4 protein-coding genes are annotated in these 23,559 nt (G+C 55.1%); all 4 read right to left on the bottom strand.

What is annotated here, in order from left to right:
* Positions 1-9 precede the first annotated feature (9 nt).
* Positions 10-16,029: an Ig-like domain-containing protein gene (locus OEV49_15680; GenBank protein MDH3892505.1), complete on the bottom strand. Its 16,020-nt coding sequence runs from the start codon at positions 16,027-16,029 to the stop codon at positions 10-12.
* A gap of 22 nt (positions 16,030-16,051) precedes the next feature.
* Positions 16,052-18,787: a T9SS type A sorting domain-containing protein gene (locus tag OEV49_15675; GenBank protein ID MDH3892504.1), complete on the bottom strand. Its 2,736-nt coding sequence runs from the start codon at positions 18,785-18,787 to the stop codon at positions 16,052-16,054.
* Positions 18,788-18,845: 58 nt separating this feature from the next.
* Entirely contained in the window at positions 18,846-20,288 is a 1,443-nt protein-coding gene (locus OEV49_15670) for a T9SS type A sorting domain-containing protein (protein ID MDH3892503.1), read from the bottom strand.
* 565 nt (positions 20,289-20,853) lie between these two features.
* On the bottom strand, positions 20,854-23,421 hold the full coding sequence (locus tag OEV49_15665) for a T9SS type A sorting domain-containing protein (GenBank protein ID MDH3892502.1): 2,568 nt from the start codon (positions 23,419-23,421) through the stop codon (positions 20,854-20,856).
* Between the last annotated feature and the right edge of the window lie 138 nt (positions 23,422-23,559).

Raw genomic sequence — 23,559 nt, 5'->3', positions numbered from 1 at the left:
ACCACCTCCCTATGGTCCCGGGAAGACACCGTCCGTGGCGGCGTTACCCTGATATGGTTTACCGGCTTTCACTGGGAAATTGGTCCCGAAGCCTGCTGCGAAACGAGACTGATAACTCTGTGAACCGGCCACGAAATTATTGAGAGTGTTCAAGACTCCCGGTATCGAATCAAGCAAATCCTGCGCGACCGTGAAGTTTCCTTCGAGTTCGAAAGGAATCATCAGGAAGTTGAAGTCGGTCGTTGGGGATGTTTGTATGCTATAGGAAACAGTGCCCGAATCGGGGATCGATCCGGCCACACTGAAAATTGTGTCGGTAGCTGAGTTGACCTGATAGACACCGCCGATGGTGATGGCAAAGTTGGTACCGAAACCGGCTGCGAAGCGGGCCTCGTAGCTCTGCGAGGCGGCGATGAAGTTGTTGACTGTCAATACATTACCACTGCCGATAGCAGCGATCAAGGCGTCGGCATCGACAATTCCTGTGTTGGAGAACGGGATACCAACCAGGTTGTAGTTGGTGGTAGCCGTGGTCACCAGTTGGTAGTCGTACTCGCCAACCCGGTTGGAGAGCGTGGAACGATTGCCGTATATGTCGACCACCTCGACCACATAGAAGTACTGCGTGAGTGTGTCGCCAACGACGTTGGCGCCGGCCAGATCAGCGTCGGTGAAAGCTGAGGTCAGGTTGTCGGTGAAGCCGATTGAATCGCCCGGCAGTGGCGTAAAGTAGGCCGCCGTGCCGCGGGAGATAACGTAACGATCCACGCTGGTGGCAAAGCCGGCCGTATCCAAAACACTCAGGCTCCAGGTAAGGTCGACGGCGTCTGCGTTTATTTGAATGGCCAGATCACTCACCGCGACGGGTGGCGCGACGTTAACGACGTCGATTGAAACGGTATCAGGCGTCGAAGGCAGCAGACCGTCGTTGACAGTAAGCTCGAAAAGATAGGTATCCGTAACCGGCGGCGTGAATGTCGGCATAGAATCAGCATTGTTGGAAAGAACCACTGCCGTGCCGCCGATTTGCAGCCAGTTATAATTGAGCAAGTCGCCGTCGGGATCGGATGAGAAAGTGCCGTCAAGAGTCACCAGACTACCGACCGGGACATTGAACTGATCGCTCCCGGCATCGGCGGTCGGTCCGCGGTTGATATCGGTAACGACTATCTGTACCTGCTCACTGTCGATCAGAACGCCGTCGGTGGCATAAAATGTAATCACGTACACCCCGGCCTGATCGAAGTCCGGAGTCCAGTCGAATGATCCGGAGCCATCACCGTTGTCGATGAATCCTGCACCGAACGGTAGCGTTGAGGTCGACAGAGCGGGGATAGTAGCATCCGGATCGGTAGCGCTGACACCGAAGCTCAGGTTAACGTTCTCGTCGGTAGCTTGTGGTCCGATGGCGGCGAGTACCGGTGACTGGTTGCCGACGTCGTTGACGGTAATGACTACTTGTTCGCTGTCGATCAGGGCACCGTCATCGGCGTAGAAGGTGACGTTATATGTCCCGGCGTCGGTGAAGCCGGGTGTCCAGTCAAATGTTCCGGAGCCATCACCGTTGTCCACAAAAGTCGCGCCTGTCGGCAGCGTCGAAGTGGTCAGACTTGGAATCGTTGCGTCAGGATCAGAGGCATTTATGCCGAAGTTCAGGTTGACTGTTTCAGTTGTGCTTTGTGCACCGATAGCGGCTAATATCGGTGATTGGTTGCCGGCTTCGTTGACCGTGATGACAACTTGTTCAGAATCTGTGAGGCCGCCGTCGTCGGCGTAGAACGTGACGTTGTAGATACTGGCGTCGGTAAAGCCCGGTGTCCAGTCAAAGTCGCCGGTGCCGTCACCGTTGTCGACAAAACTCGCGCCGATTGGAAGCGTCGATGCGGACAAGGCGGGGATCGTCCCGTCAGGATCGGTTGCACCGACCGGTATGTTCAGAGGAATCCCTTCGGTGGTGAAGTGTGGTCCGATAGCGGCCAGGACCGGAGACTGGTTGCCTGCTTCGTTGACCGTTATCGCAACCACTTCACTGTGAATAAATGAACCGTCATCAGCAAAGAAGGTGACGTTGTAGGGACCCGCCTGGGTGAAGTCGGGCGTCCAGTCGAAAGTGCCGGAACCATCGCCGTTGTCGACGAACGTGGCGCCACTCGGCAGCGCCGATGTTGTCAGATTCGGAATGGTAGCATCGGGGTCCGAAGCCGTTACTGTAAAGTTCAGGTTGACGTTTTCAGTTGTCGCCTGCGGTCCGATCGGGTCCAGTGTGGGCGGCTGGTTGCCTGCTTCGTTGATCGTTATCACAACCTGTTCGGAGTCTATAAGAGCGCCGTCGTCGGCATAGAAGGTGACATTGTACGTCCCGGCGTCGGTGAATGTCGGTATCCAGTCAAAGGCGCCGGAGCCGTCACCGTTGTCTACAAAAGTTGCGCCGGTGGGCAGAGTGGATGTCGACAAAGCCGGAATAGTGGCATCGACGTCGGACGCCGAGACACCGAAGTTCAGGAGGACGTTTTCGGTAGTCGAGCGAGGGCCGATAGTTGCCAGAACCGGCGATTGGTTACCTGCTTCGTTGACAGTAATCACCACCTGCTCGGAGTCTATCAGAGCGCCGTCATCGGCGTAGAAAGTGACGTTATACGTCCCGGCATCGGTAAAGATCGGTGTCCAGTCAAAGGTTCCGGAACCGTCGCCGTTGTCCACGAAACTTGCCCCGGTCGGCAGGGTCGAAGTGGTCAGACTTGGAATCGTTGCGTCAGGATCAGAAGCAGTTATGCCGAAGTTCAGGTTGATATCTTCGGTCGTAGACTGGGCACCGATTGCGGCCAGGACCGGCGATTGGTTACCTGCTTCGTTGACAGTAATCACCACCTGCTCGGAGTCTATAAGGGCGCCGTCATCGGCGTAGAAAGTCACGTTATAGACAGCGGCGTCGGTAAAGCCGGGCGTCCAGTCGAAACTGCCCGAGCCGTCACCGTTGTCGACGAAAGTTGCGCCGGTCGGCAGGGTCGAAGTGGTCAGACTTGGAATCGTTGCGTCAGGATCAGAGGCATTTATGACGAAGTTCAGGTTAATATCTTCGGTCGTAGACTGGGCACCGATTGTGGCCAGCAGAGGCGCTTGGTTGCCTGCTTCGTTGACGGTGATGACGACCTGCTCGGAGTCTATGAGAGCGCCGTCGTCGGCATAAAACGTAACGTTGTATGTACCGGCATCGGTGAAGCCCGGCGTCCAGTCGAAGGTTCCTGATCCGTCGCCGTTGTCTACAAAGGTCGCGCCGGTCGGTAGGGTCGAAGTGGTCAGACCAGGAATCGTTGCGTCAGGATCAGAGGCATTTACGCCGAAGTTCAGGTTCACGTCCTCAGTCGTACTCTGGGCACCTATGGCAGCAAGCAAAGGCGACTGGTTGCCCACTTCGTTGACGGTGATTACAACTTGTTCGGAGTCTATCAGGGCACCATCGTCGGCGTAGAAAGTGACGTTATACGTCCCGGCGTCGGTGAAGCCCGGTGTCCAGTCGAAGGTACCGGAACCGTCGCCGTTGTCGACGAACGTTGCACCGGTCGGTACCGTCGAACTCGACAAGGCAGGGATGGTAGCGTCCGGATCGGTGGCCGTGACTGCGAAGTTCAGGTTAACCGTTTCTGTAGTGCTCTGGGCACCGATAGCAGCGAGAACCGGCGACTGATTGCCGGACTCAATTACCGTAATCACAACCTGTTCGGAGTCTATCAGGGCACCATCGTCGGCATAGAAAGTAATGTTATACGTCCCGGCGTCGGTGAAGCCGGGCGTCCAGTCGAAGGTTCCTGATCCGTCGCCGTTGTCAACAAAGCCGGCACCGGTCGGCAGCGTGGATGTTGACAGCGCTGGTATCGTGGCATCAGGATCGGTGGCGGTCACGCCGAAGTTCAGATTGACATCTTCGAAGGTACTTTGGGCACCTATCGCGGCCAGTAGAGGTGACTGGTTGCCCGCTTCGTTGACGGTGATGGTGACCACCTCGCTGTGGATAAAAGAACCATCATCGGCAAAGAAGGTGACATTGTGGGGGCCGGCTTGGGTGAACCCGGGTGTCCAGTCGAACGTTCCTGATCCGTCGCCGTTGTCAACAAAGCTCGCGCCTGCGGGCAGGGCCGAAGTGGACAAGGCCGGGATAGTCGAATCCGGGTCGGTTGCGGTCACGATGAAGTTGAGATTCACGTTCTCGGTTGTCACCTGTGGTCCTATCGGATCCAAAGTCGGCGGTTGGTTGCCGGCTTCGTTGACTGTGATGACGACCTGTTCGGAATCTATGAGGGCGCCGTCGTCGGCATAAAAAGTGACGTTATATATCCCGGCGTTAGCAAAGTGCGGCGTCCAGTCGAACGTCCCCGAGCCGTCGCCGTTGTCTACGAAGGTCGCACCGGTCGGCAGGGTCGAAGTGGTCAGACTTGGAATCGTTGCGTCAGGATCAGAGGCACTTATGCCGAAATTCAGATTAACAGCTTCGGTTGTTGACTGAGCACCGATTGCAGCGAGAACCGGTGATTGGTTGCCGACTTCGTTGACGGTGATGACAACCTGTTCGGAGTCTATGAGAGCGCCGTCATCGGCATAAAAAGTAACGTTATACGTCCCGGCATCGGTGAAACCGGGTGTCCAGTCAAAGGTTCCGGAGCCGTCGCCATTGTCTACGAACGTTGCACCGGTCGGCAGGGTCGATGTGGTCAGACTTGGAATCGTTGCGTCAGGATCAGAGGCATTTATGCCGAAATTCAGATTGACCGTTTCGGTCGTACTTTGGGCGCCGATCGCGGCCAGCAGTGGCGACTGGTTGCCGGCTTCGTTAACGGTGATTGCAACCTGTTCTGAGTCTATGAGGGCGCCGTCGTCAGCGTAGAAGGTGACGTTGTAAACGCCGGCATCAAGGAAACCGGGTGTCCAGTCAAAGCTTCCTGAGCCGTCGCCGTTGTCAACAAAACTTGCGCCGGTGGGCAGCGTGGAGGTTGTCAGGGTCGGAATCGTTGCATCGGGATCGGTGGCGGTGACGCCGAAACTGAGGTTTACATCTTCGGTTGTGCTTTGCGCTCCTATCGCCGTCAATAGAGGTGATTGGTTGCCGGCTTCGTTAACAGTTATTGCGACAACCTCGCTGTGTATGAAGGAACCATCGTCGGCAAAGAAAGTGATATTATAGACACTCGCCTGAGTGAAATCGGGCGTCCAATCGAAGGTACCGGAACCGTCGCCGTTGTCGACGAACGATGCGCCGCTAGGCAGAGCCGAGGTGGTCAGGTTCGGAATAGTAGCATCAGGGTCCGAAGCGGTCACGGTAAAGTTCAGGTTGATATTCTCTGTGGTGACCTGCGGTCCAATCGGATCGAGCTGTGGCGGCTGGTTGCCGATCTCGTTGACCGTGATGACAACTTGTTCGGAATCTATCAGAGCGCCGTCGTCGGCATAGAATGTCACGTTGTGCGTTCCGGCGTCGGTGAAGCCCGGCGTCCAGTCAAAGGTGCCGGAACCATCGCCGTTGTCGACAAAGGTTGCGCCGGTAGGTAGAGTCGAAGTCGACAGCGCAGGGATGGTCGCATCCGGATCGGTGGCGCTCACGCCAAAGTTCAGGTTGACCGTCTCGGTGGTCGATCTCGGTCCGATAGCCGCCAGCACCGGCGACTGATTGCCGACTTCGTTGACGGTGATGACCACCTGTTCGGAGTCTATAAGAGCGCCGTCGTCGGCGTAGAAAGTGACGTTATACGCCCCGGCATCGGTGAAGCCGGGTGTCCAGTCGAAAGTACCGGAACCGTCGCCGTTGTCTGCGAACGTTGCACCGGTCGGCAGAGTCGAAGTGGTCAGACCTGGAATCGTTGCGTCAGGATCAGAGGCATTTATGCCGAAATTCAGGTTGACCGTTTCGGTAATGCTCTGGGCACCAATTGCAGCCAGCACCGGAGATTGGTTACCGGCTTCGTTGACCGTGATGACCACCTGTTCGGAGTCTATCAGAGCACCATCATCGGCATAAAAAGTGACATTATGTGTCCCGGCATCGGTGAAACCGGGCGTCCAGTCGAAAGTACCGGAGCCGTCACCGTTATCCGCGAAGGTCGCACCGGTCGGCAGAGTGGATGTGGACAAGGCGGGGATAGTTGCATCCGGGTCGCTGGCCGTGACACCGAAGTTCAGATTAACATCCTCGGTTGTTGACCGAGGACCGATAGCGGCCAACACCGGTGATTGGTTGCCGGCTTCGGTGACGGTGATAACAACCTGCTCTGAATCTATACTGCTTGGGAAGACACCGTCGGTTGCATAAAAAGTTACAGGATATGTCCCACCCTCCAGGAATGACGGCGACCAGGCGAACGAACCGGTGCCGTCGCCGTTGTCAATATAGGTGGCTGTGCCGGGCAGGGCGGAACTGGTCATAACCGGAATGTCACCATCGGCGTCGGACGAAGATGGTGAGAATAAAAGCGTACCGCCTTCGGCAACGTTTTGCGCTCCGATGGCGGCCAGTACCGGATCCTGGTTGACGTTTGTGACCGTAATCGTGACTTGTTCCGAATCTATCACCAGCGGGAAGGCTGAGTCGGCAGCATAGAATGTAACGTTGTAGGTTCCACTGTCTGCGTAGGTCGGTGTCCAGTCGAAGGTTCCTGTGCCGTTGCCGTTGTCTATATATGTCGCCGTGCCGGGTAAGGCCGAAGATGACAGCACCGGCGTGTTACCATCAGCGTCACTTGCACTGGTCCCAAAGTTGAGATTCACGTTTTCAGATGTTGCCTGCGCTCCGATACCGGCAAGTATCGGGTCCTGGTTGACATTGGTTACTGTGATAGTTACTTGTTCAGAATCGATCACCAGCGGGAAGGCCGAATCAGCCGCATAGAAGGTCACCAGATATGTACCACTATCACTGTAGGCCGGTGTCCAGTCGAAGGTGCCGGTTCCGTTACCGTTGTCGATATATGTAGCTGTGCCGGGTAAGGCCGAAGATGACAGCACCGGCGTGTTACCATCAGCGTCACTTGCACTGGTCCCGAAGTTCAGGTTCACGTTTTCAGACGTTGCCTGCGCTCCGATTGCGGCCAGTACCGGGTCCTGGTTGACATTGGTCACCGTAATCGTGACTTGCTCTGAATCTATCACCAGCGGGAAAGCTGAATCAGCCGCGTAGAATGTAACGTTGTAGGTTCCGCTGTCATTTGACGTCGGTGTCCAGTCGAAGGTTCCTGTGCCGTTGCCGTTGTCTATATATGTCGCCGTGCCGGGTAAGGCCGAAGATGACAGCACCGGCGTATCGCCATCAGCGTCACTTGCACTGGTCCCGAAGTTCAGGTTAACGTTCTCACTTGTTGCCTGCGCTCCGATAGCGGCTAACACCGGGTCCTGATTGACGTTATTGACCGTAATCGTGACTTGTTCCGAGTCGATCACCAAGGGGAAAGCCGAGTCGGCCGCGTAGAATGTAACGTTGTAGGTTCCACTGTCATTTGACGTCGGTGTCCAGTCGAATGTTCCTGTGCCGTTACCGTTGTCGATGTATGTAGCGGTGCCGGGTAAGGTCGATGATGACAGCACCGGCGTGTTACCATCAGCGTCACTTGCACTGGTCCCGAAGTTCAGGTTCACGTTTTCAGACGTTGCCTGCGCTCCGATTGCGGCCAGTACCGGGTCCTGGTTGACATTGGTCACCGTAATCGTGACTTGCTCTGAATCTATCACCAGCGGGAAAGCTGAATCAGCCGCGTAGAATGTAACGTTGTAGGTTCCGCTGTCATTTGACGTCGGTGTCCAGTCGAAGGTTCCTGTGCCGTTGCCGTTGTCTATGTATGTCGCGGTGCCGGGAAGCGTCGAAGCAGTTAAGACCGGTGTATCGCCGTCGGCGTCTGAGGCCGATGTCCCGAAGTTCAGGTTGACACCTTCACTGGTGTTTTGTGCTCCAATAGCAGCTAACACCGGCAGCTGATTGCCCACTTCGTTGACTGTGATGACCACCTGTTCACTATCAATCAAGGCCCCATCGTCCGCATAAAATGTGACGTTGTAGATCCCGGCATCGGTGAAGGTCGGCGTCCAATCGAACGTTCCGGAGCCGTCGCCGTTGTCCACAAACGTCGCCCCGGTCGGCAGGGTGGAAGTGGTCAGACTTGGAATCGTTGCGTCAGGATCAGAGGCATTTATGCCGAAATTCAGGTTTACTGTCTCGGTTGTGCTCTGGGCGCCGATTGCGGCCAGCAGAGGCGATTGATTGCCGGCTTCGTTGACCGTTATCACCACTTGTTCACTGTCGATCAAGGCGCCGTCGTCTGCGTAGAAAGTGACGTTATACGCCCCGGCATCGGTAAAGCCGGGTGTCCAGTCAAACGTACCGGAACCGTCACCGTTGTCGACGAACGTTGCACCGGTGGGTAGAGTGGACGTAGTCATGGCCGGAATGGTGGCGTCCGGATCGGTGGCCGTCACCGAGAAATTCAAGTTAACATCTTCGGTGGTGCTCTGCGCGCCGATAGCGGCAAGCGAAGGCGACTGGTTGCCGACTTCGTTGATCGTTATTGCAACCTGTTCGGAGTCGACGGCAGCCGAGTCATCAGTCGCATAGAAAGTGACGGGGTAGACACCGGCGTCGGTGAAACCAGGTGTCCAGTTGAAGTCGCCGGAGCCGTCTCCGTTGTCAACGAAAGCTGCACCGGTCGGAAGAGTTGATGTCGACAGCGACGGAACAGATTCGCCGTCGGTTGCCGACACTGAGAATGTCAGGAGGCTGTTTTCTGTTCCAGCCTGGGCGCCGATCGCGGCCAGTACCGGATTCTGGTTCCCGGCGTCGGTGACGGTGATGGTCACGAACTCACTGTCGTCCACGGTACCATCAGAAGTATAGAACAGCACCACATAGACGCCACTCTGAGTGTAGTCGGGCAGCCAGTCAAAGTCGGCCGTGCCGTCTCCGTTGTCCAGGAAGGTCGCACCGGACGGCAAGGTGGATGAGAACAGGGCGGGAATCGTGCTGTCGGCATCACTGGCCGTTAACGGCAAGTTCAAACTGATGCCTTCGAGAACAACTTGCGATCCGATTGTCGTGAGCACAGGAGTCTGGTTGCCTGCTTCGTTGACCGTGATTGTTACTTGCTCACTATCGACGGCGGCTGAGTCGTCGGTTGCGTAGAACGTAACATTATGTACACCGCTCTGCACAAAGACCGGCGTCCAATCGAAGGTCGCGCTCCCGTCGCCGTTGTCGGTCAGCGTGGCCCCGGTCGGCAGGGCCGTGCTGCTGAAGGAGGGAGTGCTCTCGATGTCCGAAGCGGACAAACCGAAGTTCAGATTGACACCTTCGGTGACGTTCTGCGCTCCAATGGCAGTAAGTATCGGAAGTTGGTTGCCGGCTTCGTTGACAGTGATAATGACTTGCTCGCTGTCGGCCGCTGCTGAAGCATCGGTGGCGTAGAACATGACCTGATAGCTGCCGGACTGTAAGAAAGTCGGCGTCCAGTCGAAATCGCCGGTGCCGTCACCGTTGTCGACAAAAGTAGCACCGGTCGGCAGGGTCGATGTTGTCAGTGTCGGGATGGTGGCATCGGCATCCGAAGCGGACACGCCGAAATTCAGATTTACGTTTTCTGTCGTTGCTTGCGCCCCGATAGCAGCCAGCACCGGAGTCTGGTTACCGGCCTCGGCTATGGTTATGGCCACCTGCTCTGAGTCGACAGCCGCCGAATCGTCGGTGGCGTAGAAAGTGACGTTGTACAATCCGGCGTCGGTGAAGCCCGGTGTCCAGTCGAACGTCCCGGTGCCGTCCAGGTTGTCGACAAAAGTCGCCCCGGTCGGCAAAGCCGAGCTGGTCAGGGCGGCTGTGCTTTCATCATCGGAGGCTGAGACGCCGAAAGCAAGATTCACATTCTCGGTGCCCAATTGTGAGCCGATGGCCGCCAGCACCGGAAGTTGATTGCCGGCTTCATTGATGGTAATGGTAACTTGTTCTGAGTCGACCGCGGCCGAATCGTCGGTGGCATAGAAAGTGACATTATAAATTCCGGACTGCAGGAATCCCGGCGTCCAGTCGAACGATCCGGTGCCGTCAGTGTTGTCGACAAATGATGCGCCGGAAGGCAAAGCCGACGTAGTCAGAACCGGCGTACTTTCGATATCAGAAGCACTCACTGAGAAATTCAGCAGGACATTTTCGGTAGTGCCCTGGGCGCCAATGGCGACCAGCGTTGGCTGTTGGTTGCCCGCTTCGTTAACGGTAATAGTAACTTGCTCTGAATCAACGGCAGCCGAGTCATCGGTGGCGTAGAATGTAACGTTGTAGATTCCCGACTGAAGAAAATCAGGCGTCCAGTCAAAATCGCCACTGCCGTCGCCGTTGTCTATGAACGTTGCACCGGTCGGCAGGGTCGACGTCGTTAAAACCGGTGTGCTTTCAATATCGGATGCTATCACCGAGAAACTGAGCAGGACATTCTCAGTTGTCAATTGCGCGCCGATAGCGGTCAAGACCGGTAGCTGGTTGCCTGCTTCGTTGACCGTGATGGTCACCTGCTCACTGTCAACAGCCGCCGAGTCGTCGGTGGCATAGAAACTGATATTGTAAATGCCTGACTGAAGGAAGTCTGGCGTCCAGTCGAAATCGCCGGTGCCGTCGCCGTTATCGGTAAAGACAGCACCGCTGGGCAGAGTCGATGTCGCCAGCACCGGTGATGTGCCTTCGGCGTCCGATGACGTTACACCGAAGGTCAACTGGATGTTCTCGGTTGTCGATTGCGCACCTATCGAAGTCAGTACGGGCGCCTGGTTACCGGGTTCGTTGACGGTAATCGTAACTTGTTCTGAGTCAACCGCAGCCGAATCGTCGGTGGCATAGAAACTGATATTGTAGATGCCCGACTGGGTGAACGTGGGTGTCCAATTGAAACTGCCACTGCCGTCACCATTGTCAACAAAGGAAGCACCGGTCGGCAAGGTCGAGGTGGACAGACCAGGTGTGCTCTCTGCATCCGTCGAGCTAAGGCCAAAGCTGAGATTCACATTCTCAAGTGTAACCTGGGCGCCGATCGCGGCCAGCACGGGGAGCTGATTACCTGCGTCATTCACAGTAATCGTTACCAACTCTCCATCAATGGAGCCGGAATCATCGGTTGCGAAGAAAGTGACGTTGTAGCTGCCACTCTCAAGGAATCCGGGGGTCCAACTGAAGTCGGCCGTACCGTCTAAGTTGTCAACCAGCGTGGCGCCCGAAGGGAGATTGTTCGCCGAAATTGTGGGGATGCCTTCAGCATCTGCTGCAGAGATCACGAAGGCGAGTGTGTTGCCCTCGGTAACAGCCCGGGCTCCAATAGTCGCCAGCACTGGTGCCTGGTTGCCGGCGTCGGTTACCGTGATGACGACCTGTTCTGAGTCGATCACCAAGGGGAAAGCTGAGTCGGCGGCATAGAACGTAACATTGAAGACACCACTTTCGATGTAGGTAGGTGTCCAATCGAAGGTTCCTGTGCCGTTGCCGTTGTCTATGTATGTCGCCGTGCCGGGTAAGGCCGATGATGACAGCACCGGCGTGTTACCATCAGCGTCTGAGGCCGATGTCCCGAAGTTCAGGTTAACGTTTTCAGATGTTGCCTGTGCTCCGATAGCGGCAAGTATCGGGTCCTGGTTGACGTTATTGACCGTAATCGTGACTTGCTCTGAATCTATCACCAGCGGGAAAGCTGAATCAGCCGCGTAGAAAGTAACGTTGTAGGTTCCACTGTCATTTGACGTCGGTGTCCAGTCGAAACTGCCTGTGCCGTTGCCGTTGTCTATGTAAGTCGCCGTGCCGGGTAAGGCCGATGATGACAGCACCGGCGTGTTACCATCAGCGTCACTTGCACTGGTCCCAAAGTTCAGGTTGACGTTTTCAGATGTTGCCTGCGCTCCGATAGCGGCCAGCACCGGGTCCTGATTGACATTGGTGACGGTGATCGTGACTTGCTCTGAATCTATCACCAGCGGGAAGGCTGAATCGGCAGCATAGAATGTAACGTTGTAAGTTCCGCTGTCATTTGACGTCGGTGTCCAGTCGAAGGTTCCTGTGCCGTTGCCGTTGTCTATGTAAGTCGCTGTACCGGGAAGCGTCGAAGCAGTTAAGACAGGTGTGTTACCATCAGCGTCTGAGGCCGATGTCCCGAAGTTCAGGTTAACGTTTTCAGATGTTGCCTGCGCTCCGATAGCGGCCAGCACCGGGTCCTGATTGACGTTGGTGACGGTGATCGTGACTTGCTCTGAATCTATCACCAGCGGGAAGGCTGAGTCGGCGGCGTAGAAAGTGACGTTGTATGTTCCACTGTCATTTGACGTCGGTGTCCAGTCGAAGGTTCCTGTGCCGTTGCCGTTGTCTATGTAAGTCGCCGTGCCGGGAAGAGTCGATGATGACAGCACCGGCGTGTTACCGTCGGCGTCACTTGCACTGGTCCCGAAGTTCAGGTTGACGTTTTCAGACGTTGCCTGGGCTCCGATAGCGGCAAGTATCGGGTCCTGGTTGACGTTATTGACCGTAATCGTGACTTGCTCTGAGTCGATCACCAGCGGGAAGGCCGAGTCGGCGGCGTAGAAAGTGACGTTGTATGTTCCACTGTCATTTGACGTCGGTGTCCAGTCGAAACTGCCTGTGCCGTTGCCGTTGTCTATGTAAGTCGCCGTGCCGGGTAAGGCCGATGATGACAGCACCGGCGTGTTACCATCAGCGTCACTTGCACTGGTCCCAAAGTTCAGGTTGACGTTTTCAGATGTTGCCTGCGCTCCGATAGCGGCCAGTATCGGGTCCTGGTTGACGTTATTGACCGTAATCGTGACTTGCTCTGAATCTATCACCAGCGGGAAGGCCGAGTCAGCCGCGTAGAAAGTAACGTTGTAAGTTCCGCTGTCGGCGAAGGCAGGTGTCCAGTCGAAACTGCCTGTGCCGTTGCCGTTGTCTGTGTAAGTAGCCGCGCCGGGAAGAGTCGATGATGACAGCACCGGCGTGTTACCATCAGCGTCGGAGGCCGATGTCCCGAAGTTCAGGTTAACGTTTTCAGACGTTGCCTGCGCTCCGATAGCGGCAAGTATCGGGTCCTGGTTGACATTGGTTACCGTGATGGTGACTTGTTCCGAATCTATCACCAGCGGGAAGGCCGAGTCAGCCGCGTAGAAAGTAACGTTGTAAGTTCCGCTGTCGGCGAAGGCAGGTGTCCAGTCGAAACTGCCTGTGCCGTTGCCGTTGTCTGTGTAAGTAGCCGTGCCGGGTAAGGCCGATGATGACAGCACCGGCGTGTTACCATCAGCGTCACTTGCACTGGTCCCGAAGTTGAGGTTGACGTTTTCAGATGTTGCCTGCGCTCCGATAGCGGCCAGTATCGGGTCCTGGTTGACGTTATTGACCGTAATCGTGACTTGTTCCGAATCTATCACCAGCGGGAAGGCCGAGTCAGCCGCGTAGAAAGTAACGTTGTAGGTTCCACTGTCGGCGAAGGCCGGTGTCCAGTCGAAACTGCCTGTGCCGTTGCCGTTGTCTGTGTATGTCGCCGTGCCGGGTAAGGCCGATGATGACAGCACCGGCGTGTTACCATCAGCGTCACTTGCACTGGTCCCGAAGTTCAGGTTGACGTTTTCAGATGTTGCCTGCGCTCCGATAGCGGCAAGTATCGGGTCCTGGTTGACATTGGTTACCGTGATGGTGACTTGCTCTGAATCTATCACCAGCGGGAAGGCTGAATCAGCCGCGTAGAAAGTGACGTTGTAGGTTCCACTGTCGGCAAAGGCCGGTGTCCAGTCGAAGGTTCCCGTGCCGTTGCCGTTGTCTATGTATGTAGCTGTACCGGGAAGAGTCGATGATGACAGCACCGGCGTGTTACCATCAGCGTCGGAGGCCGATGTCCCGAAGTTCAGGTTAACGTTTTCAGACGTTGCCTGGGCTCCGATAGCGGCAAGTATCGGGTCCTGGTTGACATTGGTGACGGTGATCGTGACTTGTTCCGAATCTATCACCAGCGGGAAAGCTGAATCAGCCGCGTAGAAAGTAACGTTGTAAGTTCCGCTGTCGGCGAAGGCAGGTGTCCAGTCGAAACTGCCTGTGCCGTTGCCGTTGTCTATGTATGTCGCCGTGCCGGGAAGAGTCGATGATGACAGCACCGGCGTGTTACCATCAGCGTCACTTGCACTGGTCCCGAAGTTGAGGTTAACGTTTTCAGATGTTGCCTGCGCTCCGATAGCGGCCAGTATCGGGTCCTGGTTGACGTTATTGACCGTAATCGTGACTTGCTCTGAATCTATCACCAGCGGGAAGGCCGAGTCAGCCGCGTAGAAAGTAACGTTGTAGGTTCCACTGTCGGCGAAGGCCGGTGTCCAGTCGAAACTGCCTGTGCCGTTGCCGTTGTCTATGTATGTCGCCGTGCCGGGTAAGGCCGATGATGACAGCACCGGCGTGTTACCGTCGGCGTCACTTGCACTGGTCCCGAAGTTCAGGTTGACGTTCTCGTCAGTCGACTGAGCACCAATCGGCGCCAGAATCGGATTATCATTTACCGCTGTGACGGTGAACAAAGCCGGGTCGGAATCGGCCTGCAGATCGGGATCTGTGGCCGTAAGGGTTATCGTCTCGGCCCCGTTCCAGTCGGCTGAAGGAATACTGATAGTAGCGACGCGACTGACGATACTCACCGTCAGTGCACTATTGCCCGAATAACTCCAACTGATCTCTGAGTCCAGATTGTCGGCGTCGGTTACGTAGTCATCGAGGTTGATCGGAGCGAAAGTCGTTGAACCCTCAGCGACCGATTGATCGGGTATGTCTGCGACCACCGGCGGCTGGAGGACGTTATTGACCGTAATCGTGACTTGCTCTGAATCTATCACCAGCGGGAAAGCTGAGTCGGCGGCATAGAATGTAACGTTGTAGGTTCCACTGTCGGCAAAGGCCGGTGTCCAGTCGAAACTGCCTGTGCCGTTGCCGTTGTCAATGTAAGTAGCAGTGCCGGGTAAGGCTGAACTTGTCAACACCGGTGTGTTGCCGTCGGGATCGCTGGCTGATGTTCCGAAGTTGAGGTTAACGTTTTCAGATGTTGCCTGGGCTCCGATAGCGGCCAGTATCGGGTCCTGGTTGACATTGGTGACGGTGATCGTGACTTGCTCTGAATCTATCACCAGCGGGAAAGCTGAATCAGCCGCGTAGAAGGTCACCAGATATGTACCACTATCACTGAAGGTCGGAGTCCAGTCAAAGGTGCCCGTGCCGTTGCCGTTGTCTGTGTAAGTAGCCGCGCCGGGAAGAGTCGATGATGACATTACCGGCGTATCGCCATCGGCGTCTGAGGCTGACGTGCCAAGAATGAAGCCGGCGTTTTCGAAGATTGATTGGGGACCTATCGGCGCCAGTACCGGCAAGTCGTTGACAGCAGTGACCGTGAACAAAGCCGGGTCGGAATCGGCCTGCAGATCGGGATCTGTGGCCGTAAGGGTTATCGTCTCTGCCCCGTTCCAGTCGGCTGATGGAATACTGATAGTAGCGACGCGACTGACGATACTCACCGTCAGTGCACTATTGCCCGAATAACTCCAACTGATCTCTGAGTCCAGATTGTCGGCGTCGGTTACGTAATCATCGAGGTTGATCGGAGCGAAAGTCGTTGAACCCTCAGCGACCGATTGATCGGGTATACCTGATACTACCGGCGACTGGAGGACGTTGGTGACCGTGATCGTGACCAGTTCCGAGTCGATATCGGCTGTCACAGCATCGTTGGCATAGAAAGTCACTTGATATGTGCCTGAATCGGCAAAAGTGGGTGTCCAGTCAAAGGTACCGGTGCCGTTGAGATTGTCATTGAAGGTGGCCGTGCCGGGCAGCGTCGACGTAGTTAGAGTCGGGATGGTGGCATCGGCATCGCTGGTAGTGACCCCGAAGTTCAGATTCACACCCTCGTCGGATGACTGAGCGCCTATCGGATTCAAGACCGGCGGAGCCGTTTGAGCCGCGGCTCCGAGCGCCATCAGTATTACCAAGGCAAATGCAATCGACAGGTGTCTAAAATACATCAGTGAAGTACCTCCTGGGTCCTTACTTCAAGAGCAGCATTTTTTTGGTCTGGCTTTCCGTGCCAACCTGTAGTTTGTACAGATAGACCCCGGAGGCAACTTTTTGTCCGTTGTCGTCGGTGGAATTCCATTCCACGCTATAGTCCCTTGGTGAGAGGAAGTCATCGACCAAAGTGGTTACCTTTTGTCCAATAATGTTGAAGATTTCCAGCCTGACTTTCTTTCCAATGGGTCCGAACGAGAATTCAATGGTGGTCGACGGGTTGAACGGATTGGGATAGTTCTGGGCGACTCTGAACGAGGTCGGCAACGGTGCATCCAGCCCTTCGACCCGAACGGCGGTAGCCGACGAGGTGGACAACAGCGCCTGGCTGAGCTTGATCTGGGTGGTATCACCTCTGGCGACGGCTTCGTTGGTGGTGATCGGTATCGTTACCAACTCCACCTCGCCTGAATTGATACTGCCGCCGGCGGCGAACGGGTTGCCTGAGTGCAGCAGTACTTTGAGTTTCCCACCGCCGTTGTTGGATGAGTTTATCGACATGGTGGTAGCATCCTCCCCCTGCTCCGGTCGACCGAGGTAGACCGTGGCCGGGTCATAGAGGATTTCCAACTCAACACCGGCAATGTCGGTCGGCAGGTCGGAGCGCACCACTATCAGATCGGATTCCCCCTGCTGTAGGTCGTCAAAGTCAAGCTGGACCTTGGCGTACTGATCTTCATAGAGCAAACTCGGCGAACCCTCCAATGGGACACCGGAAAGTATCGAATTGACGATTGCAACCAAGTCAAAAACGTTGACCGAGGCGTCGAAGTTCACATCACCGGCGTCGATCTGTCTCTGGTTCAAGGTGTAGGCTGCAATAATATGTCCCACTATACTCACCAAATCGGCAACGTCGACATTAAGGTTGAGGTTTACATCGCCAAACATGTCGACCTGAACGACACCTGTGTCGGCAATCAACGGTAACGAGGGGAAATTCGGATCGGGATTGACTGATTCCCAGGCATAGTTGAAGTAGACAGGATACTGTCCCGGCAGGGCTCCTGACTCTACCTCCATCTCGATCAATAGAACCTCTGTACCGTCGGTGCCGATCGGTTCGTTGGCCATACCGAAGGTAATCACTCGCACTTCTCCGGGTGTGGGCGAGTCGTCTTCGTTGCTGTAAATAACGTACTCGGCCGTGTTATGGTTGGTCAGCACGTTTCTAACGTTAAAATTGGCTTCATCGAAAAGGAAGTCAAACTGCACGCCGTATACGGTCTGCGAAGTCACAAGGTTGACCGGGAAGAGGAAGCTCGGCACTCCGGGGATACCACCGGAAGCACTCTTGTCGGTCGACGAGGTGAACAGTTTGTCAAAAGCCGGCTCGGCAATGTTAATCTGCACAGTGACCGTAGTTGGGGAAGTGTTTCCATCGGAGGCGCGGAAAGTTGCTGTTTCTGTACCCGCCTGGTTCAAAGTCGGGGTGAAGGTAAACGTCCCCGAGGCTAAGCCGGTGCCGGTGACTGTTGGAAAAGTAGCGTTGGTCGGTAAGTCGGTGGCCTCAAGGGTAACGAAATCACCATCCGGGTCGGTGGCCGATACTGTAAAGACCAGCGTGTTTCCGACATCAATGAAGTGCGAAGTATTAACGTTGATCACCGGTTGATGCGGATCATCCGGCGGGTCGTCATCCGGGTTTTTGACTAACATGGTGCGAACAGCAGTAGACGTATCGGTTGCATTTATCGCCGTCAGTGTGTAGGTAAAGCTGCCTTGGGTGGCGGGCGCATTCACCGACAGGAAATCAGAGAGAATGGTGGTAGCATAGTCGACACTGGGTCCGGTGATGAATATTGAATCGGCATTGACTACCGTCCAGGTCAGTACGAAACCATCGCCGGTACCGACCGAGTCACCCGGCGCGGTGGATGCAAAGCTCTGGATTTCCGGGGGCGGCGTGGCATCGGCGAAGAACTGGCCGGGAAGGGTGGTTGGGTAGAGCACCGAAGTACACGTGACCGTATCCAGCAAAGTATCGACTATCAACTGCGGCACAGTGGCCAGAGTGTCATAGACCTCCACCTCGCAGTCTCGGTCGACGCTCATATTGGTGCGGCGGCAGTCGGCACAGAAGGCCTCGAGCAAGGCTTCGCTGGTGACCACAAACTCGTTAACCTCCCTGTATGAGAAGTTGGCCGAGTCGCCATCGGGCATGGAGGGGTTGGCCAGGAAGGGCAGGCGGAATATAAAATCGGTCGTTGGATTCATCCTTGGCGGGGTCTGGGTGGAGTCTATACCGCCACCGAAGCCGAGATTGAAAGCACAAATAATAGTAGGAAAACCACTGTCGGCGCTCTGAGTTGAGATTTGAGCAAAGAAGACTTCCTTGTTCGGATCAATAATATCCTGTTGATCCTGAGCCAGCTGAAGAGCACCGGCCAACTGATACTGCACGAAGAGAGTATCATCGGGATATTGCGGATCCAAAGGGTAATGGACCGGGGTGAGTTGGGCCGAATCGAACTCAACCAGAATCAGAAAGCCGGAGACCGTATCGTTGGTGTTCAAGTGAACCGGCATCCAGACAGTGTCGCCGGGGCGACCGGCGAAATCCTGAATTGCAACCTGGTCGACTGAAGAGTTACTAATCTGTCCACAGTCGATGTACGAGTTGATACAGGTATACACTCCCACCTGAGCCGAAGCAGACCCGGCAAAAGCCAGAAACAACAAAAGTACGATGGCGGGAATTTTCTTAAATCTCATCTTATGACCTCCAAAAGGACCAATTATTATCTCATCAAAAGTCGCGGTACGCGACTGGTTATTTCAAAAGTATCATCTTGCGGGTTTCTTCTGAGTTGGGAGTCTTGAGGCGATAAAAATAAACGCCTGAAGAGACGACCTGTCCGTTTTGGTCGCGTCCGTTCCAGGTTGTGCTGTGTCGACCGGCATCCAAGCGGCTGTCGAGGAGAGTCATTACCTGGCGTCCCAACAAATCATAGACGGTTAGCCGGACATCCGATGCCACCTTCAGACCAAAGTCGATCTGAGTGGCCGGATTGAACGGATTGGGATAGTTCTGAAACAAGGTGAAGTCCTCCGGCCGTGGCGCAGCCGTCGGAGCAAACGATACCATGGCCGTGCGCCCATCGGCGCCGGCAAGATCCATCGATGTTATCTCCACACCTGTCAGTCCGTTGATTTTCAGAAAGTCGTTGGACCCCGCGGGCATACTGTGTCCATCCGGGCTATAAATAAACAGCCGGGTCTGAGCTCCTTCGGTGAGGAGACGGATACTCATATTCTGGTTCAGGTTCTCGATACTCTGCAAGTCCACCGGCTGTGAGGTTCGAAGCGCCAGAAAGATGCCTCCAACCTCAAAGTCGGTTTGGTAGCCAACTATGGTTGCGGTCTGAGTGGATCGGGACTCGATGGTTGCGGTCAGGTCGTATGATCCGCCGGCGGCTTGTGAAGCTTTTGCGCCGGACATGATCTTGTTTATGAGCGTAATCAAGTCGGATATGGTGGCCGGAATGTGGTCGAGGTTCATATCGGAGTTGGCCAGTTGCAGAGCGTTCATGGGGTAGGCGTTGGGATTCTCAAAATAGTTTGAGAAATAAACGTAGTCTGAGACTTCGTAGGCGAAGCCGTTGATATTGACATCCCCGAGATTCACTTCGCCCATCTCGCGGACGGCAATGAATCCATCATAGTACTCGATCTCGGTCTGGCCGATTTTGACACCTGAGTCGTCGGTGAGAGTATTGTCGTCGTTGATCGGTGTGTCGTGAAAGACAAACCTGACCGGGATGTACAAACCAGCCAGATCAAGAGTATTGGCCACGGTGAAGGTAATCCGAGCCAGCGAACCATCACCCGGCGGCAAAGCTGTGGCGGCCAATGGCGGTCCGGCACCCAGTTCGGATATACCGATCAGTCTGACCTCGCCCGGTCGGCCGGCTTCGTTGTACGTGTACTCGAAGTACTCAAAATCGGCTGCTCGCGTGTTTTCCAAGGTCAGGTTAACCGGCCAGACGGCAGAGGGATCGTATTTAATCAGAAGATTGAAGGACCCGACCGGTCCTGAGTTGGTCAGGTTGATATCGAATCCGACACTCTCGCCCGGATAAACATGTACCGTATCAAGCCACAGAGTGTATGCCAGGTCGGCGCTTGCCTGTCGGTCGGTGGTTTCGGCCACCACCATACAGGTCACAACCGACCCAAGCATCAAAAACGTGACTATGATCCTCAAAACTCTCACAAACTACCTCAAGCTATTTGCAGCATATCCGGCCAAACGGATGATGCCGATTCCTTATTCAGCAATTACCGGACCGATTCTGCATTTCATCAACAGTGGCCGCATATTCCGTCAGTCATGACAGGCCAAGCGGCAGGGCGCCGAACGCCTTTTTTCGGCGACTTACAGCATCATGGGCGGTATAGGCTTAAAGGCCTACTGTCGATGCAATGTCAACTTTTGAACACTCGGACTATAAAAGTCCCCTTGTAGTAACGGGCGTGACCAAGGGCAACGAGGAGAGTTGTATTCCCGTGAAAGTCACAGTCTTTATGCAATCGCGCAACATTATGCACAACAGGGCTATTGCGCAAATCACCTCGCTTGTAAGATAAAAAAAAATGACCATTTGGCAAGGGGTTTCGGAGCTTTCCCGGCATCTGGTCACAGTAGTTTTCCTGTCTATTTCAGGCTTGGTTTTTCGCTATTCAATCGATATCAGATGGTTCCTTTTTTCTCTCCTTTCGTTTTTTACTCCCCGGAAAGGGATTAACCTTTCCGGGGGAGTATTTAAGCACAAACAGGCTTACTTCAAGTATACCATTTTCTTGGTATCGGTGAAGTCATCGGTATCCAGCTTGTAGAAGTAGACACCTGAGGCCTGGTTGGAGGCATCCCAGTCAACTGTGATCTGACCGGCATCGGCGGAGCCTGAGAAGTTGGCGACTTTCTGACCAGTTACGTTGTAAATGGTAAGGGAGTAGTCACCACCAAACGGCATACCGAAGGCGATCTTGGTCATTCCGTTGAACGGGTTCGGGTAGTTCTGATGCAGGCTGTAGCTGCGCGGAATTACCGTCTTGGCAACGGGAGTGCCATCATAAGTGGCAAACTCGACGCTGACCACGCGGCCGTCGAACTGGAGGAAACTTCCTTCAAAGCCGACACGGTCGATCTTGGAAACCAAGACGCGAGTGTTACGGCCGTCAAAGGCATAGTTCATTTCCATTTCGGTAGCCAGGAGGGTCGGATTCACATTGCCTTCGATCACGACAAAGGCGGCGCCCATCTTTGAGTCGACAGACATTACACCATTCTCGTAAGCGTATGAGGCAGCCTCGGCACCCAGTTTCGGGTACGGATTGGCATCACCGACGATGATACGAATAAGGTAGACGAGGTCGGCAACACTGAGAGTCAGACCATCAGCGTTCACGTCAGTCGCAGCGACCTGACCCTGGTAGTTGACATTAAACACGCCGATACCATGAACGAAGTAGTTGCTGAACAGCACAGCGTCAGCAATTTCGTTGGAGTTACCGTTGAGGTTAATGTCGCCACGGTCATCGATGGAGTCGGCACATACAATGTCCACACCACCGTTCAGGAAGTCAACGAACTGAATCGGAACCGGCTTGTCGGGACCGCCACCTTCCAGACATTCGCTCTGGACACCGGTGTAGGTCGGGAAGCCAGTGAACATGTCTTCGATATGACCGATGAGGTCAAAGTCGATGACATAACGGGAAACACCCTGGACCGAAGACAGCGGATCGTCTGCCGGATGGTAGGCGATACTGTTGTCACCGCAGTCCGCCCAGTAGAAGCGGATCGGCACGTACATGCACTCGAGAGTACGGTCATTGCTGACCACAAAGTCGAGTGAGAACAGGACGGCCGGTAGCGGATCGATCTTGAGGCAGAGCGGATGGTTGGGACCATTGTTGGTCTCAGCAATCGCAACCACGCGGAGCAGTCCGCTCGGGCACTGGTTACCGCAGTTGCCGTTGGGGCCAAAGCGGTAGTTGAAATACTCCCAACCACACTGGGTGTGGAAGTCGCCGGGGATGGCGGCCTGGAAGTGTAGAGCCGAAGCGTCATAAGCGATCAGGATGTCGTAACCGCCCATTTCCTCTGAACCCTTGTTCAGAGTGACGTCGACGATTACATGCATACCCTGTAGGGTATTGTGGGTCTTCTCGATCTGGACTTCAAACGGCTCAACGGTCAAAACGTTGAACTCTACCACACAGCAGTTTTCGTCCACGCCATCGGTGACGCAAACTTCGACTGTGTAGATAGTGCCTGCGGCGCCACCGTCGGTCGGATCAGTTTCAAAGACAACATTGTTGCCGCTGATGTAGATATTACCGGCCGGGGTCGGGCTGATGTTGCCCAGAGAAACGGTGGACGGGTCGCAGTCTTCGTCGTTAGTCGAGAAACACTGTGAACCGGTGTTACCCTGACCAATCGGAACCACACCAGCGCAACAAACGATGGTGGGAGCCACATTGGTGAAGTTCAGGACCAGATCGACAGTGTTACAGGCTCCACCATGCAGGCCGTCGTCGGCGAGAATGGTAGCACCCAGAGAAGCACCTACGTCAGCCAGAGTGGGAGCATAGGTATACTGACCACTGTTGGCGTCAATAGAACCAACACCGGCGGTCACGGAGAAGGTGATCGGATCGCCTTCGAAATCCGTAGCAGCGTACTGCAGGACAACGAGGTCGCAGTGATCGCCACCACCGGAGGTCGGAGCAGCAGTGAAGTCCGGACACAGGTTCGGAACATCAATGAGTCCAAAGCAGTGCGGACCCTGCCAGCTAGGCGGGAAGGAACCAACGGTCGAACCGTAGGCCCACATCCAGGTACCCGACGGCGGGTAGTAGGCGGAGTCAACACAGAAGGTTTCGTTATCGAAACCACCACCGGTACCGAAGTTCACGGTGAAGTATACAGCCGGGCCGGAATAGCCTGGAGGCAGACCGGGGCCGAGCATGACCGAACCACCGAAACCGATGGTATCAGACATGGCGCCATCCCAACTGAAGGTGTTGACTGACCAAACGAGGTCAAAGTTGCCCGGGGCCGGGCCGAAGCTGAACTCGTCGCCATTTGCGCCGTTAGTCCAGGTCGCTCCACCAGTAGCACTGAGGGAGTAACCGTTGGTGATACCTTTGGCCTTGTTGGCGCCGTCGCCGTTAGTATAGCCAAAGTGGAAAGTAACGTCAGCACCTAGGTTAGTGGGGATTTCACCGCCCTGGAGACCGTCAACAGCGTCCAGGTTAACCGAGCTACCGTTACCTTGTGCAAAGGCCATGCCAAATGAAAGGGTCAAGAACAATGCAAGCATCAAGGAAATGCGTTTCATTTTGTTCTCCTAATTACTTCGTTAGCAAAAAACATGAGTTGTACGTTTATCCAATTCAAACTCCCCCCTCGCGTCACATTCTAACCGAACTCCAGACGAGAGCCACCTAGTCTCAGAGCAGCTTTTTGCGACTTGGGA

Source organism: Candidatus Zixiibacteriota bacterium, from assembly GCA_029860345.1.
Taxonomy (GTDB): Bacteria; Zixibacteria; MSB-5A5; order GN15; family FEB-12; genus JAJRTA01.
This window is presented reverse-complemented; position numbering and strand designations above follow the sequence as displayed.